The following is a 15,569-nucleotide window of genomic DNA, read 5'->3' as shown; positions in this document are numbered from 1 at the left end:
TCCCGTCGACGACGATCGGAGGACCAGGGCGTGAGCGTCGGTGCGATCCAGAAGGCTCCACACGCGGGCAAGGTCTTTGGCGAGGACGCCGCCATGGGCGTCGGTGGCCTCGGCGGAACGGAGACCGGGCCCCTCTCGCTGCTCCACGTCTTCTGGATCGCCGGGATGAGCTGTGACGGCTGCTCCGTCGCCGTCACGGGCGCGACGTCGCCTTCGGTCGAGGAGCTGCTCATGGGGTCGATCCCCGGGTTGCCTCGCGTCGTGCTCCACCACCCGGTGCTCTCGGTCGACGCCGGGCACGGGTTCATCCGCCCGTTCGCGAAGGCCGTCGACGGCACGTTGGGAGCGCCGTACGTGATCGTGCTCGAGGGCTCGATCCCCGACGACCAGCGGTTCGAGCGCGAGGGCTATTTCTCGGGTTTCGGGGTCGGCGAGGACTGGCCCGAGTCCCTGACCTCGCCACGCGCTCCAGGCCAGCCGCTGCGCGTCACCGACTGGGTGAAGGCGATGGCTCCCGGCGCGGCGGCCGCGATCGCGATCGGAACCTGTGCGACGTGGGGCGGGATCCCTGCGGCCGCCGGCAACGTCACCGGCTCGATGAGCCTGATGGACTTCCTCGGCAAGGACTACCGCTCCGCGCTCGGCGTCCCGGTCATCAACGTTCCCGGCTGCTCCCCCATCGGAGACAACTTCACCGAGACGGTCGCGGCGGTACTCCTCTTCCTCCAGGGCGTCGGCCCCCTCCCGGAGTTCGACGAGCTCGGTCGCCCCGCCTGGCTCTTCGGAGAGACGGTGCACCGGCATTGCGTCCGCGCCGGGTACTACGAGGAAGGCGTGTTCGCCGACGACTACGGCGATCAGGAATGCCTCGTCGACCTGGGCTGCTGGGGGCCAATCGTGCAGTGCAACATCACCGAGCGGGGGGCGATCAACCACATGGGTGGCTGCATGGTCGCGGGCGGCCCCTGCATCGGCTGCACGATGCCGGGGTTCCCCGACAAGTTCTCGCCGTTCTACAAGTCGCCACCCGGGTCGCTGATCTCAGGTGGGATCGCCCGCACCTACGGCGCGGGGATCCGCCGCCTGAGGCGGATGTCGATGCGCTCCGCCAACCGCGAGTCGCTCTGGGACAGGACGGGCGAGGTCCCGTCCGGATGGGCGCTCGAGCACGCGAAGCCGACGACGGCCGCGAGGGCGGTCGGGTTCTTCTACAAGCGTCTCCAGTACAGCGGCTCGGTCGACCAGGCGAAGCGCGCCGGCAAGCTGCCCGTGCCCGAGACGATGAACGTCCTCCAGAGGACCGACCGCAGCACGAACGAGGAGCAAACCTGATGTGCTTCAAGAACCTCCCGATCGAGTTCGACGAGCACGGCAACGCGCGTCTCAGGGACGGCCTGGCCGACCCGTACGGCTACCAGGTAGCCGAGCTAGCGCCGCTCGGGAGTCCCGAAGGAGCGGAAAAGCTGCAGAAGCTGCTGGCCCGGAACGGGCACATCCGCCAGGTCGACTTCGACCCCGTCACGCGCGTGGCCGGCGCCCTCGCGTTCCACGCGATCGTCGACCTCGAGAACCGCGAGGTGCTCGAAACGGATTCGATGGCGACCCTCTTCCGAGGGTACGAGATCATCCTCAAGGGTCGCGACCCCCGCGATGCGATCTTCATCTCGAGCCGCGCCTGCGGCGTCTGCGGCGGGGTGCACGCCACCGCCTCGGCGCTCGCGCTCGAAATGGCCTTCGGCATCCACCCTCCACCGATGGGGGTCGTTGCGCGCAACCTCCTGCTCTCGGTCGAGTACCTGTACGACCACCCGTTGCATCTGTTCCTCCTCGCCGGGCCGGACATGTCGGAACCGGCGATCCGCGAGACCAACCCGGAGCTCTGGGATCGCGCCGAGCGCACGTCGGCGGCCGGCAAGGAGACGCACGGCTTCGCGACGATCGGCGAGATCATGACCGCGATGACGCCGCTCACCGGCAAGCTCTACGCGGAGGCGCTCCACATGACTCGCGTCGCCCGCGAGGCGTATGTCATCATCGGCGGCAAGTACCCGCACCCGCAGACCATCGTTCCCGGTGGCGTCAGCGCCACGATCGACACGTCCGACATGAACGAGGTGATGCTGCGGATCGTCAAGTTCTTCGACTACGGACAGAAGGTCGTCGCGATCTGGGACGACCTGATCGAGTTCTTCTACGACGCGAACCCCCGCTACGCGGACATCGGCAAGCGGCCGAAGAACCTGATCGAGCCCGGTCAGTGGGACGATCCGTACTCCTACGACGGAACGTACGAGAACGTCGACACCTGGGCGCGCGACCGGTGGGCACCCCCGGCCGTGATCGTCGACGGTGAGCTCGTGACGACGAGCATGCAAGCGCTCAACATCGGCGTCGAGGAGTTCGTCGAACACTCTTTCTACGAGGACTGGGCCGACGAAGGCAAGGGCAACGGCGCCTACCAGTTCAAGACCGACCCGGCCGGCAACCCTCTCTCGCCGTACCACCCCTGGAACAAGCAGACGATTCCGAAGCCCGGTGGCACGAACTGGAAAGAGAAGTACTCGTGGTCGACCGCCCCCCGCTGGGATCGACTGGCTATGGAGACCGGGGCGTATTCGCGCCTGTGGGCGACCGCGCTCGCGCCGGACTTCACGCGCACCACCTTCATCGAGCCGACGGGGCACAGCCTCAAGCTCGCGGTGCCGAAGGCCGCGCTCCCCGGAGGCGTCCGCGAATGGCACGTGCCGGAGAAATGGGGCGCCTTCGAGCGTAACCGCGGGCGAGCGTACGCGATCCTCTACACGGCTCTGATCGCCTACGAGAACGTCCTGATCGGTCTCGACCTGATGCGCAAGAACCAGACCGCAACGTCCGTCAAGCACACCGTTCCGAAGGACTTCCGCATCGGAGCGGGCTTCTGGGGCGCCGGGCGCGGCTACCTCACCCACCACGCGGTCATCGACGGCGGCGTGATCGAGAACTACCAGATCCTGACGCCGTCGACCTGGATGGCCTCGCCCAAGGACCCGTGGGGCAACCCCGGACCCTACGAGGAGGCCGTCAGCGCGACGCCGCTCCTCGAGAACTACGAGAAGCCGGAGGACTACAAGGGCATCGACATCCTCCGGGCTATCCGCAGCTTCGACCCGTGCATGCCCTGCACGACACACATCAACACAGGGGGCAGGGTGATCACGAGAGACGTGGTCACCTGCGCCTGCGGGGTGGACGACGACGGCCACGACCACTAGCGTTTCCCGGCGTAGTCGAGGACGCGAGGACCCGCCGATGCGCATACTCGTCGGAGGTGTGGGATATCGATTTCTGCGGGACGAGTCCCTCGGGCCCTACCTCGCGGACACACTCGCGCCGGAGACCCGGGACGGCATCGAGATCGAGGATCTCTCGTACGGCCCCGTCGCGCTCTCGCACAACCTGCACGAACGGCCGCCGTACGACCGTCTCGTCCTCGTGGCGTCGGTCCGCCGTGGTCGTGCCCCGGGCACCATCGAGCGCTATCGCTGGAACGGCGTCCTCCCCGACACGACCGAGATCCAGGCACGGGTCGGCGAGGCCGTGACGGGCGTGATCTCGTTGGACAACCTCCTGGTCGTCTGCGGGGTGCTCGGCGGCCTCCCCGACGACGTCCGGGTGGTCGAGGTCGAGCCGGTCGAGCCGGAGGGCTGGGGCGACGGGTTCAGCGCAGAGCTGGAGGCGAAGCTGCCGGAGATCGTGGAGGCCGTATGGACTTCGACTGCGCCATAGCCGAGCTCGACACCCTCGTCGAAACCCTCGAGCGCGAGGGTGACGAGCGGGCGCTCCACCTGCTGCAGCTGATCGACGCAATCCATCGACCTGGGCTCGAGCTGATCGTCGCGGGCGACCTGGAGCACCCGGTTGCCCGCGCGCTGCTCGCCATGTACGACCTCGCCGCACTCGACGAGCGGCTCCAGGTGGAAGAGGCCCTCGACCTCGTGCGGCCGTATATCCACTCACACGACGGCGAACTGGAGTTGCTCGACGTGGAGGACGGCGTCGTCCACCTGCGGCTCACCGGGGCCTGTCACGGGTGCTCCGGCTCCGCGATGACGCTCAGACGCGGGGTCGAGGAGGTTCTCCGCGAGCACTATCCGTCGTTCCGGGAGATCGTCGCGCACGAGCCCGACGGACAGCTGCTCCAGATAGCGTCGCTGCGACGGCCGGTCTTCGTCGAGGCCGGTGCCGCGGAGGATCTCGCTCCGGGAGAGCTCCGGCCGCTGTCGCTGGACGGCCTGGCGATCCTGCTGGCCAACGTTCAGGGCGAGATCTACGCATTTCGCAACGGTTGTCCGGTCGACGGCCTCCCGCTCGAAGGGGGTCGCCTCACGGAAGCCGTTCTCGTCTGCCCGTGGCACAACTGCGCGTTCGACGCGCGTACCGGCAAGCGCGTGGACGACCAGAGCGAGCCCGGGCTCGCGGTCGTGCCGGTCGCGATCGAGGACGGCGTTGTCCGCGTCGCAGTGAACGTCGCTTGAGACGTGTCCTCGTCGCCGGGGTCGGGAACATCCTCAGGCGCGACGACGGTTTCGGGCCGGTCGTCGTCTCGCGACTCGGCCCGCTCCCGGAGGGCGCCGACGTCGTCGAGACGGGGATCGGCGGGATCGCCCTCGTCCAGGAGCTTCTCGGTGGGTACGAGGGCCTCGTGATCGTCGATGCCGTCGATCAGGGTGCCGAGCCCGGGACGGTCTTCGTGATCGAGCCCGAGATCGGCGAGCCCGAGCACGTCTCGGACATCCACCTCGCGAACCCGCGGCGTGTGCTCTCGATGGCGAAGGGGCTCGGGATCCTGCCCCGGCGGGTCGTGATCGTCGGCTGCCAGCCGGCCGAGGTCGACGAGCTCGGCGAAGGCCTCTCCCCGGCGGTCGAACGCGCTGTCGATCTCGCGGCCCGCAGGGTACGGGAGACCGTCGATGCGTGGCTTTGAGTCGATCGAAGCGCTCGAGGACGCCCTGCGCGCCCAGCACTACCTCGTCGACGAGGGCCTCGCGACGGTTCTCTTCCTCGCGCTCCGGCTCGGCAAGCCCCTGCTCGTCGAAGGCGAGCCCGGCGTGGGCAAGACCGAGCTCGCGAAGGCGCTCGCCGCCGCAGCGGGTGCGCCCTTGCACCGTCTCCAGTGCTACGAGGGCATCGACGTCCACCACGCTCTCTACGACTGGGACTACCCGCGGCAGCTTCTCCATCTCAGGGCCGGCGGCAGCGGCCAGCTCTACGCCGAGGAGTTCCTGCTCCGGCGGCCGCTGCTCGAGGCGCTCGATGGGTCGGGAGGCGTGCTGCTGATCGACGAGCTCGACCGTGCAGACGACGAGTTCGAGGCATTCCTGCTCGAGTTTCTCTCGGACTTCCAGGTCACCATCCCCGAGATCGGTGTCGTCAGCGCCGAGCGGCCGCCGGCCGTGATCATCACGTCGAACCGCACCCGCGACCTCCACGAGGCGCTCAAGCGACGTTGCCTCTACCACTGGATCGACCACCCGGATCTCGAGCGCGAGACGCAGATCCTGCGCGTCCGCCTCCCCGAGCTGCCCGAGTCGCTCGTGCGCCAGGTGTGCGGCTTCGTCCACGAGCTGCGCTGGCTCGACCTCTATCGCCTTCCCGGCGTCGGCGAGACCCTCGACTGGGCCCAGTCGCTCGCTGCTCTCGGACGCGAGGAGATCGACACCGTGGCCACGGACCGGACGCTCGGCGCGCTGCTCAAGTCCCGAGACGACATCGAGCGTCTCCGCGCGGACGGCCTCGAAGAGCGCGTCGCACGCGTGCGCGATGCGCCCGGCTGACGCGGTCGTCGCCGACGCGGTCGTCGCGTTCGGCCGGGCGCTTCGCGAGGAAGGGATCGCCTCCGGCGTCGACCAGGAGCTCGTGCTCGCCCGCGCGCTCGCAGAGCTCGACCTCCGGCGACGCGAGCACGTCTACTGGGCCACTCGCGCGACATTCGTCCGCAACCGCGAGCAGCTCCCGGCGTTCGAGCGGCTGTTCGAGCGGTTCTGGGCGGGCGCCCGTCTCGACAGCCCTGGTGATCTGGTCGCGGAGCACGGCGAGACCGACCCCCGGGTCGCGGGCCCGCAGCACGGCGGGTCATCGCTGCCCCAGTTCCGCTCCGATCCAGGCCACACGCAGCTGCTCGACGCGGAAGGCGCACGGACGGCGAGCCCGCTCGAGATCCCGACGGCGCCGAGCGAGGAGCAAGGCCGGGAGGCCCGCCGCGGTCTTCTCGCGGCCTACAGCCCGAACGAGGTGCTGACGGAGCACGTCCCACTCGAGGTCGGCGACGACGAGGTCGCAGCCGCTCGCCGCCTCGCCGAGGAGCTTCGCCACGCGACTCCCAAGCGTCTCTCGCGACGGCTCTCGTCCGGCGATCTCCGCCGCGGCCGCCTCGACATCCGCAGCACGGTCAAGCGCTCTCTGGCGTGCGAAGGAGAGCCACTACGCCCCGTGTACGTCACGCGCAGGCCGAAGCCACGGCGCCTCTTGTTCCTCTGCGACGTCTCGGGTTCGATGGAGCGCTATTCGCGCGCCCTGCTCACGTCGCTCCAGGGCGCCGTCCGTGCCGGCGGCAAGACCGAGGCGTTCGTCTTCGCGACGAGACTCACGCGCCTGACGGGCTCGCTCACGGGCCACGACGTCGCCCGGGCACTCGAGGATGCCAAGGCGGCCGTGCCGGACTGGTCCGGGGGAACACGTATCGGTCACGCCCTCGAGGACCTCCGCCGCCGCTACGGCGGGCTCGGTCTCGCCCGCGGCGCGATCGTCGTGATCGCGAGCGACGGATGGGACCGTGGCGACCCGGATCTGCTCGCCGACGAGCTCGCGGCGCTTCGGCTCCAGTGCCGCCGGATCGTCTGGCTCAACCCGAGACCGTCGGACCTCGGACGGCAACCGCTCGCGATCGGGATGCAGACCGCGCTCCCGTTCGTCGACGACTACGTTGCCGGACACGACCCATGCGCGGTCGCTGCGCTCGCACGGTTGCTCGGCAGGGTGGGGTCGGGACGGCCGGCCCGCAGGCAGCGCGCTCGCTAGCCGGCCGGCGGTTCGCGTCCGGCACTCCACGCGAGGCGGGAGAGCACACCGCGGGGCCGCCAGAGGAGCGCCGTGAGCACTCCGAAGAGGATCACGATCGCGCCGATCGTGCTCGGGAGCGGCGGGGTGAGATCGACGGCACTTCCGCTGCTGGGTGTCTGGCGCGTAGACTTCGCGCATGAAGCTGGTGATCGCAGGGAAGGGCGGGTCGGGAAAGACCTCGATCTCCGGGACGATGTGCCGGCACCTCGCCCGGCACGGCCACACCGTGCTCGCCATCGACGGCGACTCGAACCCGAATCTCGCTCTGACGCTCGGGATCCCGGCCGAGCAGATGGGGAGCCTGCCGACCTTGACGCGCGACCTCCTCGACCGGACTGCGGGCGAGGATCGCCTCAAGAAGACACTGGACGAGATCTGCGCGACCCACTCGGCGACCGGCCCGGACGGGGTGACGCTGCTCGTGATGGCGCATCCGCAGCATGCGGGCACCGGCTGACTGTGCGGCATGCACGCTACCGTGCGTAGCGTTATCGGAGCGGCGTCGGAGAGCGCCGAGGACGTCTGCATCCTCGACACGGAGGCCTCCCCGGAGCACCTGTCTCGCGGCACGGCCCGCCACGCCGACGTGATGTTCGCCGTCGTCGAGCCCTACTTCAAGTCGCTCGAGACGGGGCGCCGCATGGCGGCGCTCGGCCGCGACCTCGGCCTGCCCCGAGTCGCGCTCGTGGCGAACAAGATCCGCGACGACCACGATCTCGAGGCCGTCCGCGAGTTCGCGGAGCAGCACGAGCTCGAGCTGGCCGGAGTGGTGCCGTTCGACGAGGCTATGCCGGGCGCCGAGCGGGCGAGCGCCGCTCCGATCGACTTCGCCCCCGAGTCGAACGCCGTCGTCGCGATCGGGCAGCTCGCCGACCGGCTCCTCGGGGGAAGGAACGCCGATGAGCGAGCTTGACGTCCTGCGGGTGCGCGAGGAGGTGCTGCAGGCCATGTACTGGATGCGTGCGGAAGGTCTCGCCGAATCGTCATCGACGTTAGAGCTCGCGCGGTTCCTGGCCGTTCCATCCGGGACGCTGGGCCCGTACCTCGAGCGATTCGCGACCGAGGGCTACCTCAGTGTTGCCGACGGCCGCTACGCACTGAGCGACAAGGGCATCGAGACGGGCAAGCGCAGCTTCGCGGAGGAGTTCGCCGACCTGACGCGCCCCACCCACGGCGAGTGCGACGACGATTGCTGGTGTCACGACTCGCCCGAGGCTGCCGCACGCTGCCTCGAAGAGCGGGCCGGAGCACATGTCTCGCACTGAGACCTCGATCGCACAGGTGCCGCGGAGCTTCCTGCGCCCGTGCGTCCTGCTCCTGCTCCGCGAGCAGCCGTCCCACGGGTACGAGCTCCTGGAGCGCCTCGGGGTGCTCGGCTTCACGAGGGCAGATCCGGGTGGGCTGTACCGGACGTTGCGAGCGCTCGAGCGTGAAGGGCTTGTCCACTCGAGCTGGGAGCGCTCCAGCGAAGGCCCTGATCGCCGGATTTACGAGCTGACCCGGCACGGGATGGAGGAGCTCCACGACGCAGCGAAGGGGATGGCCCGGTCTGGTGGGGTGATCGGTCTCTTCCTGAGCCGCTACGGCGAGTTCGCGAGCCTCGCGCCGGACGAGCTGGCCGCGATCCCCCGGCGCTGAGCGAGCAGCCGCGCATCGCCGTTCGCACCGCGCTCGTGCTGGAGCAGGTGGTCGATCGTCTCCTCGCCCGGGTCGGCGAGTTGTATCCCGGAGACGTCCCCGTTCCGGTCGCCGACGCGGGCGAGATCGCTCGTCGCGGCTACCTCTGGCGCGTGGCCGAGACGGAGACGTTCGCCGCCGCCCGGGCCCCCACGCCTGGCCTTCCGGAGCGCCTGCATCCGATCACGGCCGGCGAGCTCGCCCGCGAGCTGGCGGACGCCGAGCCGCTCGGCCGCCCTGACCCGGGCGACCCGGGGACGATCACCTGGACCGTTCCCGGCCCGGGTGGGCATGTCCGCCACTACGGCGCCCTTGCCTCGATCGAGGCGGCCGGGCTCGCCGACCGCGCTCTCAAGCGCGAGTGGCTCTACGGCTTCCTGTACCGCTGTTGCGAAGAGGCAGGGCAGGCGCGTCCCGTCGAGGAGGGGAAGGCCACGTCCCCGTGAGCGAGCCGGAGAGGCCGGCCGGAGCGTAGGGCTCGCGACGCTCGGCAAGAACGATCGACGGTTCGGATGGGGCCTCGACGAGTCCGGAGGCGCCGCGACACTCGCGAGAGCCGAGGGGCTCGGAGCGTCGTCGCCGCCGCACCGCGGCACCGGCTCAGAGGCCGCTCGCGAGCGCCTCCTCGAAGCATTCCGGGCAGAGCTCACGACCCTGGAAGCGGCGGATCCGGATTTCCATCGTCCCCTCGCCGCAGTCGGCGCACACGACCGACGAGTGGATGCGCGCCCGCCGCGGCGGGGCGCCCCGCACCTCGCGCCATTCGAAGAGCTCCTCGGGCGGCGTCTCGAGGATCGCCCGCGCACGGGCGACGTGGAGCTGCTGGAACCGCTCGCGCTCGTCGTCGGACGCTGCCCCGAGACGCACCTTCTTGAACAGGTCCTCGTGCTCCGGGTCGCGCCCCCACGCCGCCGGTCGCCCCGAGATGCGAATGGCCTTGCCGTCGGAGCGCCGCCAGAACGTGTACGCGTTCTTGCCGTAGTCCCGGTGGACGAGGTTGCCCTTTCCGAACGTGCACCCGGTGAGGAACTGGATCGCGTCCACGCCGCACATGTCGGTCTCGACGGCGGCCACGACCTCTTCGTCCATCGCGTGCGCTCCGATCTCGCGCAGCGCGATCAGCGATGCCTGGATTCCCATGGCGAGCCCCGGGCACATATGCCCGTGGAAGGCGACGACGCGCTCCACCGTCTCGTCGTCGAGCGCCCTCGCTCCCTCGTGTTGCTCGATCATCGTCTCCTCCTTTGCGCGTCAGGCTCCGACCTTGCCGCCCATGACGAACGCCTGCTTGTTGTACGTCTCCGGATTGCCACCGAAGATCCCGCCGGGGGTGTAGTACCAACCGCTGAAGACCGACTTGCGGAAGAACCAGAGCCGATCGATGGTGTAGAGCTGGATCACGGGGACGTCCTGCGCGAGGATGCGCTGCATCTCGTCGACGAACTTCGCCCGCGTGCTCGCGCGAACCGTGACCAGCTGCGCGGACGCAAGCTCGTCGAAGCGCGGGTTGTTGTAGCCGAACACCCGGGTGAACGACCTCGAGCGGACGTTCGAGGCGAGCTGGAGGCGGACGAAGTCGGGATCGCCGCCGAGACCGCCGAAGCCGAGCAACGCCATCTGGTAGTTGCCCGCTGCCGTCGCCGCGTCTGCCGATGCCCGATCGAGCGAGACGAGCTGGACGTTCAACCCGACGTCACGGAGTTGTCCCGTGACGATCTCCGCCGTGGCCGGGTTCTGGAACGTGCTCGTGATCAGCTGCGGCTTGAAGGGCTGCCCGCTGGGCAGGTCGCGCCACCCGTCGCCGTCGCGGTCGACGAGCCCCACGTCCGTGAGCATGCTCTTCGCCTTGGCCGGCGAGAACGAGTACGTGGGCAGCCCCTTCGCAAACCACCGGCTCCCGGGAGCGATGATGCCCATGCTTCCGGGCGTCCCCTGTCCGAGCAGCACGCGCTTGACGAGGTCGGGGCGATTGATCGCATAGGCGACCGCCTGCCGGAAGGCCGTCTTGTCGAACGGGAATCCCTTCGTCATGTTGAAGTAGAGCGACCTGTTCCACTCCCCCTCGCCGCGCAGGACGCCGAAGCGCGGATTCTTCGTGAAGGCGTCGAGGGCGCTCGCGGGAGCACCCGCCTCGAAGGGGTTCGCGCCCGCGTCGATGATGCCCTGCTGCAGCGCCAGCATGTCGTTCGACTCCGGGACGAACTCGATCGCCCGCACGACCGGCACTCCGAGGTAGAAGCTCGGGTTCGCGACGAACCGGTAGGCGCCGGTGGCCGAGTCGTAGCGGTCGAGCCTGTACGGCCCGGAGCCGACGAGCGACTGCGGGCCCGTGAACCTGACCGGATCCTTGACGTCCTTCCAGATGTGCTGCGGGATGATCGGTACCCGGCCGGCGATCGTGATCGGGAAGGGCGCGAAGCGTTGGTTGAGCCGGAACACGACGGTCTGCGCGTCGGGGGTGGCGATGGCCTTGATCACGTTGAGCGAGTTCACGAGGCCGGTGGCCCTGCTGCCGGGCCCCGAGATGAGGTAGTTGAAGGTGAACGCGACGTCCGCAGAGGTCACCGCCTCTCCGTCCTGCCACTTCGCGCGCGGGTTCAGACGGAAGACGTACTCGAACCCGTCCGGCGAGCGCCGCCACTTCTGCGCGAGCCACGGAATCACGCTCCCGGTCGAGTCCTTCCAGAGCAACGTGTCGAAGACGAAGAGGACGTTCCTGAGACCTGGCCCTCGGCTGTATGCGAACGGCTGCGGGTAGCCCCAGTCGGTACCGCCGGGCACTCGCAGGACGGGCACCGGGGCCGGGCGCCCGTTCGCGGCAAGGCTCGTCGTGACGACGAGAACGGCGGCGAGCCCTGCGAGGACGAGCGCGAGCGCGCGTCTGACGGTATTCATCGAACCACCTCCTGGGGTGACGGGTCGGGAACCGCAGGCCCACGAAGAGACCCTGTCGGCTCGGAAACGGCATCGGGGAAGATCGCGTCCCGGCCGGCCGCGGCGAGCAGCACGCGCGTCGCCGGGTGTCTCGGCGTGACGAGAAGCGCAGTCCCGCTCGCCTCTTCGACGAGACGGCCCTGGTCGAGCACGACGACGCGATCCGAGACGCGCAGGATCGTCGCAAGGTCGTGGGAGATGAGCACCATCGCCATCCCACGGTCGACCTGGAGTGCCTTGAGCAGATGCAGGAGCTCGGCCTGCTCGCTCGGATCGAGCATGGCCACGGGCTCGTCCAGGACGAGCAGCTTGGGCTCGAGCACGAGGGCGCGGGCAAGGGCCACTCGCTGCAGCTCACCTCCGGACAGCTCGTGTGTGCGGCGGCCGAGGAACGCGTCGTCGCTCGGCAGCCGGACCGCGTCGAGGGCCCGCCGCACTTCGCTGTCTCTCGCCGCGGCGCTGTCGAGGCGCCCTTGCACGTCCAGCGGCTCGCGAACGACGTCTCCGATCGAGAGACGCTGCGAGAGAGCGTCGAACGGGTCCTGGAAGACGAGCTGCAGGCGGCGACGGGCGGCGCGGAGCGCGTCCGGCCGCGAGAGGTCGCGACCCTCGAACGTCACGCTGCCGGCGTCGGGACGCAGCAGACCGGTCAGCAGCAGCGCGAGCGTCGACTTGCCCGCCCCCGTCGATCCGACGACCCCGACGACCTCGCTCTCGACCACGTCGAGACTCACGGAGTCGACCGCCTGGACGCGAAGACCACCGCGCGACCGGTACTCCTTGCGCAGCCCGCGCGCACGCAGCAGCTCGACGACACCGCCCCGCACGCACCCGACCCGCCGCTCCGGCGTCTCCCGGGGCCACGCCTCGACGAGCGACGGGCGTCCGACCTCGCACTCCGGGAGCGCCTGCGTGCATCGTGGCTGGAACGGACATCCGGGCGCCCGCTCGCCCGGGAGCGGTGGCCGTCCGCGGATCCCGCGCAGCTCCTTGATCGTGGCGAGCGTCGGACGAGCACCGAGGAGCCCGCGCGTATACGGGTGACGCGGATCGTCGAGGACGGCCGCGGCTGGGCCTATCTCGGCGAGCCAACCCCGGTACAGGATCGCGACTCGATCTGCCAGGTGGGAGACGATCTCGACGTCGTGTCCGAGGATGACGATCGCCGACTCGCCCCGGCGGATGAGCGAGGCCAGGAAGTCGACGACCCGCTCGCGCGTCGCTGGATCGAGGCCGGTGGTCGGCTCGTCGAGCACGAGGACATCCGGCTCGCAGATCGCCGCCGTGGCAAGCAAGGCGAGCCGCCGCTGCCCGCCTGACAGCTCGCCGGGGAACCGCCGCGCCGCCGTCGGATCGAGACCGATCGCCGCGAGCGCCGCCTCGGCACGCTCGAGCGCCGCTGCACGTCCGGCTCCGAGGTGGATGCAGAGCGGCTCGGCGACCTGGTCGACCACGCGCAGAACGGGATTGAGCGCCGTCGCGGACTGAAACCCGAGCGCGATCCGCCGCCAGCGGAGCGCACGCCAACCCGTCTCGTCGAGACCGCTCAGGTCGCGGCCCTCGAGGAGGATGGTGCCGTCGACGCGAGCCTCGGGAAGCAGCCCGAGCAGGGCGCGGGCAAGGCTCGACTTGCCAGAGCCGGACTCACCCAGCAGGCCGACGCACTCGCCTCGTCGCAGCTCGAAGTCGAGGCCGTCGACGGCGTGAACGTCGGGAACGCCGGGATAGACGACGTGGAGGCCGCGCAGTTCGAGGAGCGCCCCGCTCATCGCGCTGCTCCAACATGCCGCACGAGCCGCGGGTTGACCCGCTCCTCGATGGACAGACCGACGAAGGTCAGCCCGAGGAGGAGCACGGCGAGGGCCGCGACCGGGGGCATCAGCCACCACGTCCAGGCGTCCGTGAAGAAGAGGCTCTGGAATCCGAGCGCGTCACGGATGATCGAGCCCCAGCTCTTCCGCAGCGGATCGCCCAGTCCGAGGAATGAGAGTCCTGCCTCGAGCATGACCGCCCTCTCGGCCGCGACGACGAGGCCGGCGACGAGAATGAGGCCGAGCTCACGGGCAAGGTGGCGGCGCAGGACATAGAGAGCGCCTGCACCGAAGCCGACCGCCGCTCGCAGGTGGGCGCGCGGTTTCAGCGAGAGCACCTGCGCCCGGATCACTCGTGCTCCGGGCGGCCAGGTGGTGGCGACGATGATGGCCGCGATCGCCAGCAGAGACCTACCGGTGTACGCGGCGACGATGATGAGGAGAGGCAGCCGGGGCACGGCGAGGAAGAGGTCGACGAGACGCATCGCGACGGCGTCGGTGCGGCCGCCGAGCCAGCCCGAGAGCATCCCGATCAGGGCGCCGACGACGAGCGTGCCGACGCCCGCCAGCGCGGCGACGACGAGCGAGCTGCGAGCGCCCTCGACGAGCTGACTGAGCAGATCCTGGCCGACCGCGTTCGTGCCGAGGGGATGGGCGCCGCTCGGCGGCTCGAGCGGTGCACCCGAGAGCTCATGGACACCGTAGGGCGCGATCCAGGGAGCAGCCGCCGCGGCCACGGTTACGCAGCCGACGATGAGGAGACCGATCCACCCGATCGGCGCCACTGCACGACTCCCCGTCGCGGGCGCCGGCAGGGTGCTCTCGGCAGCGGCGCTCATCGCGCCGCCGCTCTCGGGTCGAGTCGGGCATAGGCGAGATCGACGACCGCGTTGGCGGCGATGACGGTCAGCGCGAGGACGAGGAATGCGCCCTCGAGCAGGGGATAGTCGCGATCGTTGACAGCCCGAAGGATGAGCGATCCCATCCCCGGGTAGGCGAAGACGGACTCGACCAGGACCGCCCCCCCGACTGCGAACCCGACCTGGATGCCGACCGCGGTGAGAAACGGCAGCAGCGCGTTCCGACCGGCGTGCCGGTACTTGATCCGGCGCTCGGGGAGGCCCTTGGCCCGGGCGAGCAGCATGTAGTCCTGCCCGAGCGCCGAGAGGACGGTGTTCCGGACGAGGAGGAACTTCCCGGCAAGCAGGCCGAACGCGAGCGCGGTCGCCGGCAAGACGAGATGGCGGATCACATCGAGCGCCTGGCCGAGCGCTGACCCGTACTCGGCAAACGGGGTCTCGGCACCGTAGAGCGGGAAGATCGGGACGACCACGGCGAAGAGCACGAGCAGGAGCACCGCCCACACGTACTCAGGCAACGCACGCATGAGCGTGGTCGCGACGACGAGGCCTCGGTCGGTAGTACGACCCCGCCGCCACGCGGCCGTGACGCCTCCGATGAAGCCGAGGAGCGAGGAGACGAGGATGGCCGTGCCGACGAGCAGGAGCGTCCACGGCAGGCTCTTCCCGATGAGCGTCGCCACCGGCGCGCTCCGCGCGATCGACCAGCCCAGCTCGCCCCGAGCGAGGGCGCCGACGTAGTGGACGTACTGGGCTCCGAGCGAGCGGTTCAGGCCGTAGTACTCCTCGAAGCGCTCTCGTGCTTGCGGATCGGAGACATAGAGCCCGCTGTCCGGATCGGTGCGCGCGAGGAGCGGGTCGCCGGGCATGATCCTGGGCAGGAGGAAGATCAGCGTGACGACGAGGAACGCAGTCGGCACGTGGAAAGCCAATGCGCGCACGACGTTCGCGACGGAGGCTGCGCCACGTGATCGGGACACCCGCGCCAGCTGGACGTTCCCCCCGAAACCCATCATCTGCCAGCGAGGCTAGGGCCAGGCAGGTGCGGGGGCAATAGATGCGTGATGCATCTAGCGGGCACCCGGACGCGCGCGGTCGGTCGAGCCCGGTGTCGAGCAGCCACTGACGCGCCCGCCCCGTCTGCGACGGAACGGACCGACCGAGAGCCCGCCGCGTGCGCACGCCGAGC

The 15,569-nt window shown here is 69.9% G+C and carries 17 protein-coding genes; 12 read left to right on the top strand and 5 right to left on the bottom strand.

Translation table 11 applies throughout. The features are described 5' to 3' along the window. Positions 1 to 30: 30 nt before the first annotated feature. From Gocc_RS01285 to Gocc_RS01230, 12 genes are all read left to right on the top strand, one after another. Positions 31 to 1,332, top strand: coding sequence for an NADH-quinone oxidoreductase subunit B family protein (locus Gocc_RS01285; protein ID WP_220150382.1), 1,302 nt, complete (start codon positions 31 to 33; stop codon positions 1,330 to 1,332). Then, positions 1,332 to 3,251, top strand: a complete 1,920-nt coding sequence (locus Gocc_RS01280) for a nickel-dependent hydrogenase large subunit (RefSeq protein ID WP_114794724.1) — start codon at positions 1,332 to 1,334, stop codon at positions 3,249 to 3,251. The genes Gocc_RS01285 and Gocc_RS01280 overlap by 1 nt, the downstream gene beginning before the upstream one ends. A gap of 58 nt (positions 3,252 to 3,309) precedes the next feature. After that, a complete protein-coding gene (locus tag Gocc_RS01275; RefSeq protein WP_181813276.1) occupies positions 3,310 to 3,765 on the top strand; it encodes a hypothetical protein in 456 nt (151 codons plus the stop codon). Next, complete coding sequence (locus tag Gocc_RS01270) at positions 3,744 to 4,514, top strand: NifU family protein (protein WP_114794722.1); 771 nt, start codon at positions 3,744 to 3,746, stop codon at positions 4,512 to 4,514. The genes Gocc_RS01275 and Gocc_RS01270 overlap by 22 nt, the downstream gene beginning before the upstream one ends. Further along, positions 4,511 to 4,963, top strand: a complete 453-nt coding sequence (locus tag Gocc_RS01265; protein ID WP_114794721.1) for a hydrogenase maturation protease — start codon at positions 4,511 to 4,513, stop codon at positions 4,961 to 4,963. The genes Gocc_RS01270 and Gocc_RS01265 overlap by 4 nt, the downstream gene beginning before the upstream one ends. After that, positions 4,950 to 5,813: an AAA family ATPase gene (locus Gocc_RS01260; RefSeq protein WP_114794720.1), complete on the top strand. Its 864-nt coding sequence runs from the start codon at positions 4,950 to 4,952 to the stop codon at positions 5,811 to 5,813. Before Gocc_RS01265 ends, Gocc_RS01260 begins: the two co-directional genes overlap by 14 nt. Further along, positions 5,800 to 7,056 carry a vWA domain-containing protein gene (locus Gocc_RS01255; RefSeq protein WP_114794719.1) on the top strand — a complete coding sequence of 419 codons (1,257 nt, stop codon included), beginning with the start codon at positions 5,800 to 5,802 and terminating at the stop codon, positions 7,054 to 7,056. The genes Gocc_RS01260 and Gocc_RS01255 overlap by 14 nt, the downstream gene beginning before the upstream one ends. A 178-nt stretch (positions 7,057 to 7,234) precedes the next feature. Next, positions 7,235 to 7,555: a nucleotide-binding protein gene (locus Gocc_RS01250; protein ID WP_114794718.1), complete on the top strand. Its 321-nt coding sequence runs from the start codon at positions 7,235 to 7,237 to the stop codon at positions 7,553 to 7,555. A gap of 21 nt (positions 7,556 to 7,576) precedes the next feature. After that, positions 7,577 to 8,011 (top strand): ATP-binding protein, encoded by a 435-nt coding sequence (locus Gocc_RS01245; protein WP_114794717.1) that lies wholly within the window; start codon positions 7,577 to 7,579, stop codon positions 8,009 to 8,011. Continuing rightward, entirely contained in the window at positions 7,998 to 8,363 is a 366-nt protein-coding gene (locus tag Gocc_RS01240) for a hypothetical protein (protein WP_114794716.1), read from the top strand. Before Gocc_RS01245 ends, Gocc_RS01240 begins: the two co-directional genes overlap by 14 nt. Continuing rightward, positions 8,350 to 8,736, top strand: coding sequence for a helix-turn-helix transcriptional regulator (locus Gocc_RS01235; RefSeq protein WP_114794715.1), 387 nt, complete (start codon positions 8,350 to 8,352; stop codon positions 8,734 to 8,736). Before Gocc_RS01240 ends, Gocc_RS01235 begins: the two co-directional genes overlap by 14 nt. A 35-nt stretch (positions 8,737 to 8,771) precedes the next feature. Further along, a complete protein-coding gene (locus Gocc_RS01230) occupies positions 8,772 to 9,221 on the top strand; it encodes a hypothetical protein (RefSeq protein WP_114794714.1) in 450 nt (149 codons plus the stop codon). A 154-nt stretch (positions 9,222 to 9,375) separates the two neighbouring features. Here the strand turns inward: Gocc_RS01230 and Gocc_RS01225 are convergent, their stop codons facing one another. Genes Gocc_RS01225 through Gocc_RS01205 form a run of 5 tightly spaced genes read right to left on the bottom strand, consistent with a single transcriptional unit; the run spans position 9,376 to position 15,396 of the window. Continuing rightward, on the bottom strand, positions 9,376 to 10,008 hold the full coding sequence (locus Gocc_RS01225) for an FmdE family protein (protein ID WP_114794713.1): 633 nt from the start codon (positions 10,006 to 10,008) through the stop codon (positions 9,376 to 9,378). Positions 10,009 to 10,026: 18 nt separating this feature from the next. Further along, entirely contained in the window at positions 10,027 to 11,670 is a 1,644-nt protein-coding gene (locus Gocc_RS01220; protein WP_114794712.1) for an ABC transporter substrate-binding protein, read from the bottom strand. Beyond that, a complete protein-coding gene (locus Gocc_RS01215) occupies positions 11,667 to 13,478 on the bottom strand; it encodes an oligopeptide/dipeptide ABC transporter ATP-binding protein (RefSeq protein WP_114794711.1) in 1,812 nt (603 codons plus the stop codon). Before Gocc_RS01215 ends, Gocc_RS01220 begins: the two co-directional genes overlap by 4 nt. Then, the gene (locus Gocc_RS01210) at positions 13,475 to 14,359 is read right to left on the bottom strand and encodes an ABC transporter permease (RefSeq protein ID WP_114794710.1); all 885 of its coding nucleotides are present in this window, start codon (positions 14,357 to 14,359) and stop codon (positions 13,475 to 13,477) included. The genes Gocc_RS01215 and Gocc_RS01210 overlap by 4 nt, the downstream gene beginning before the upstream one ends. Next, positions 14,356 to 15,396 carry an ABC transporter permease gene (locus tag Gocc_RS01205; RefSeq protein ID WP_114794709.1) on the bottom strand — a complete coding sequence of 347 codons (1,041 nt, stop codon included), beginning with the start codon at positions 15,394 to 15,396 and terminating at the stop codon, positions 14,356 to 14,358. The genes Gocc_RS01210 and Gocc_RS01205 overlap by 4 nt, the downstream gene beginning before the upstream one ends. Between the last annotated feature and the right edge of the window lie 173 nt (positions 15,397 to 15,569).

Source organism: Gaiella occulta, assembly GCF_003351045.1.
Taxonomy (GTDB): Bacteria; Actinomycetota; Thermoleophilia; order Gaiellales; family Gaiellaceae; genus Gaiella; species Gaiella occulta.
This window is presented reverse-complemented; position numbering and strand designations above follow the sequence as displayed.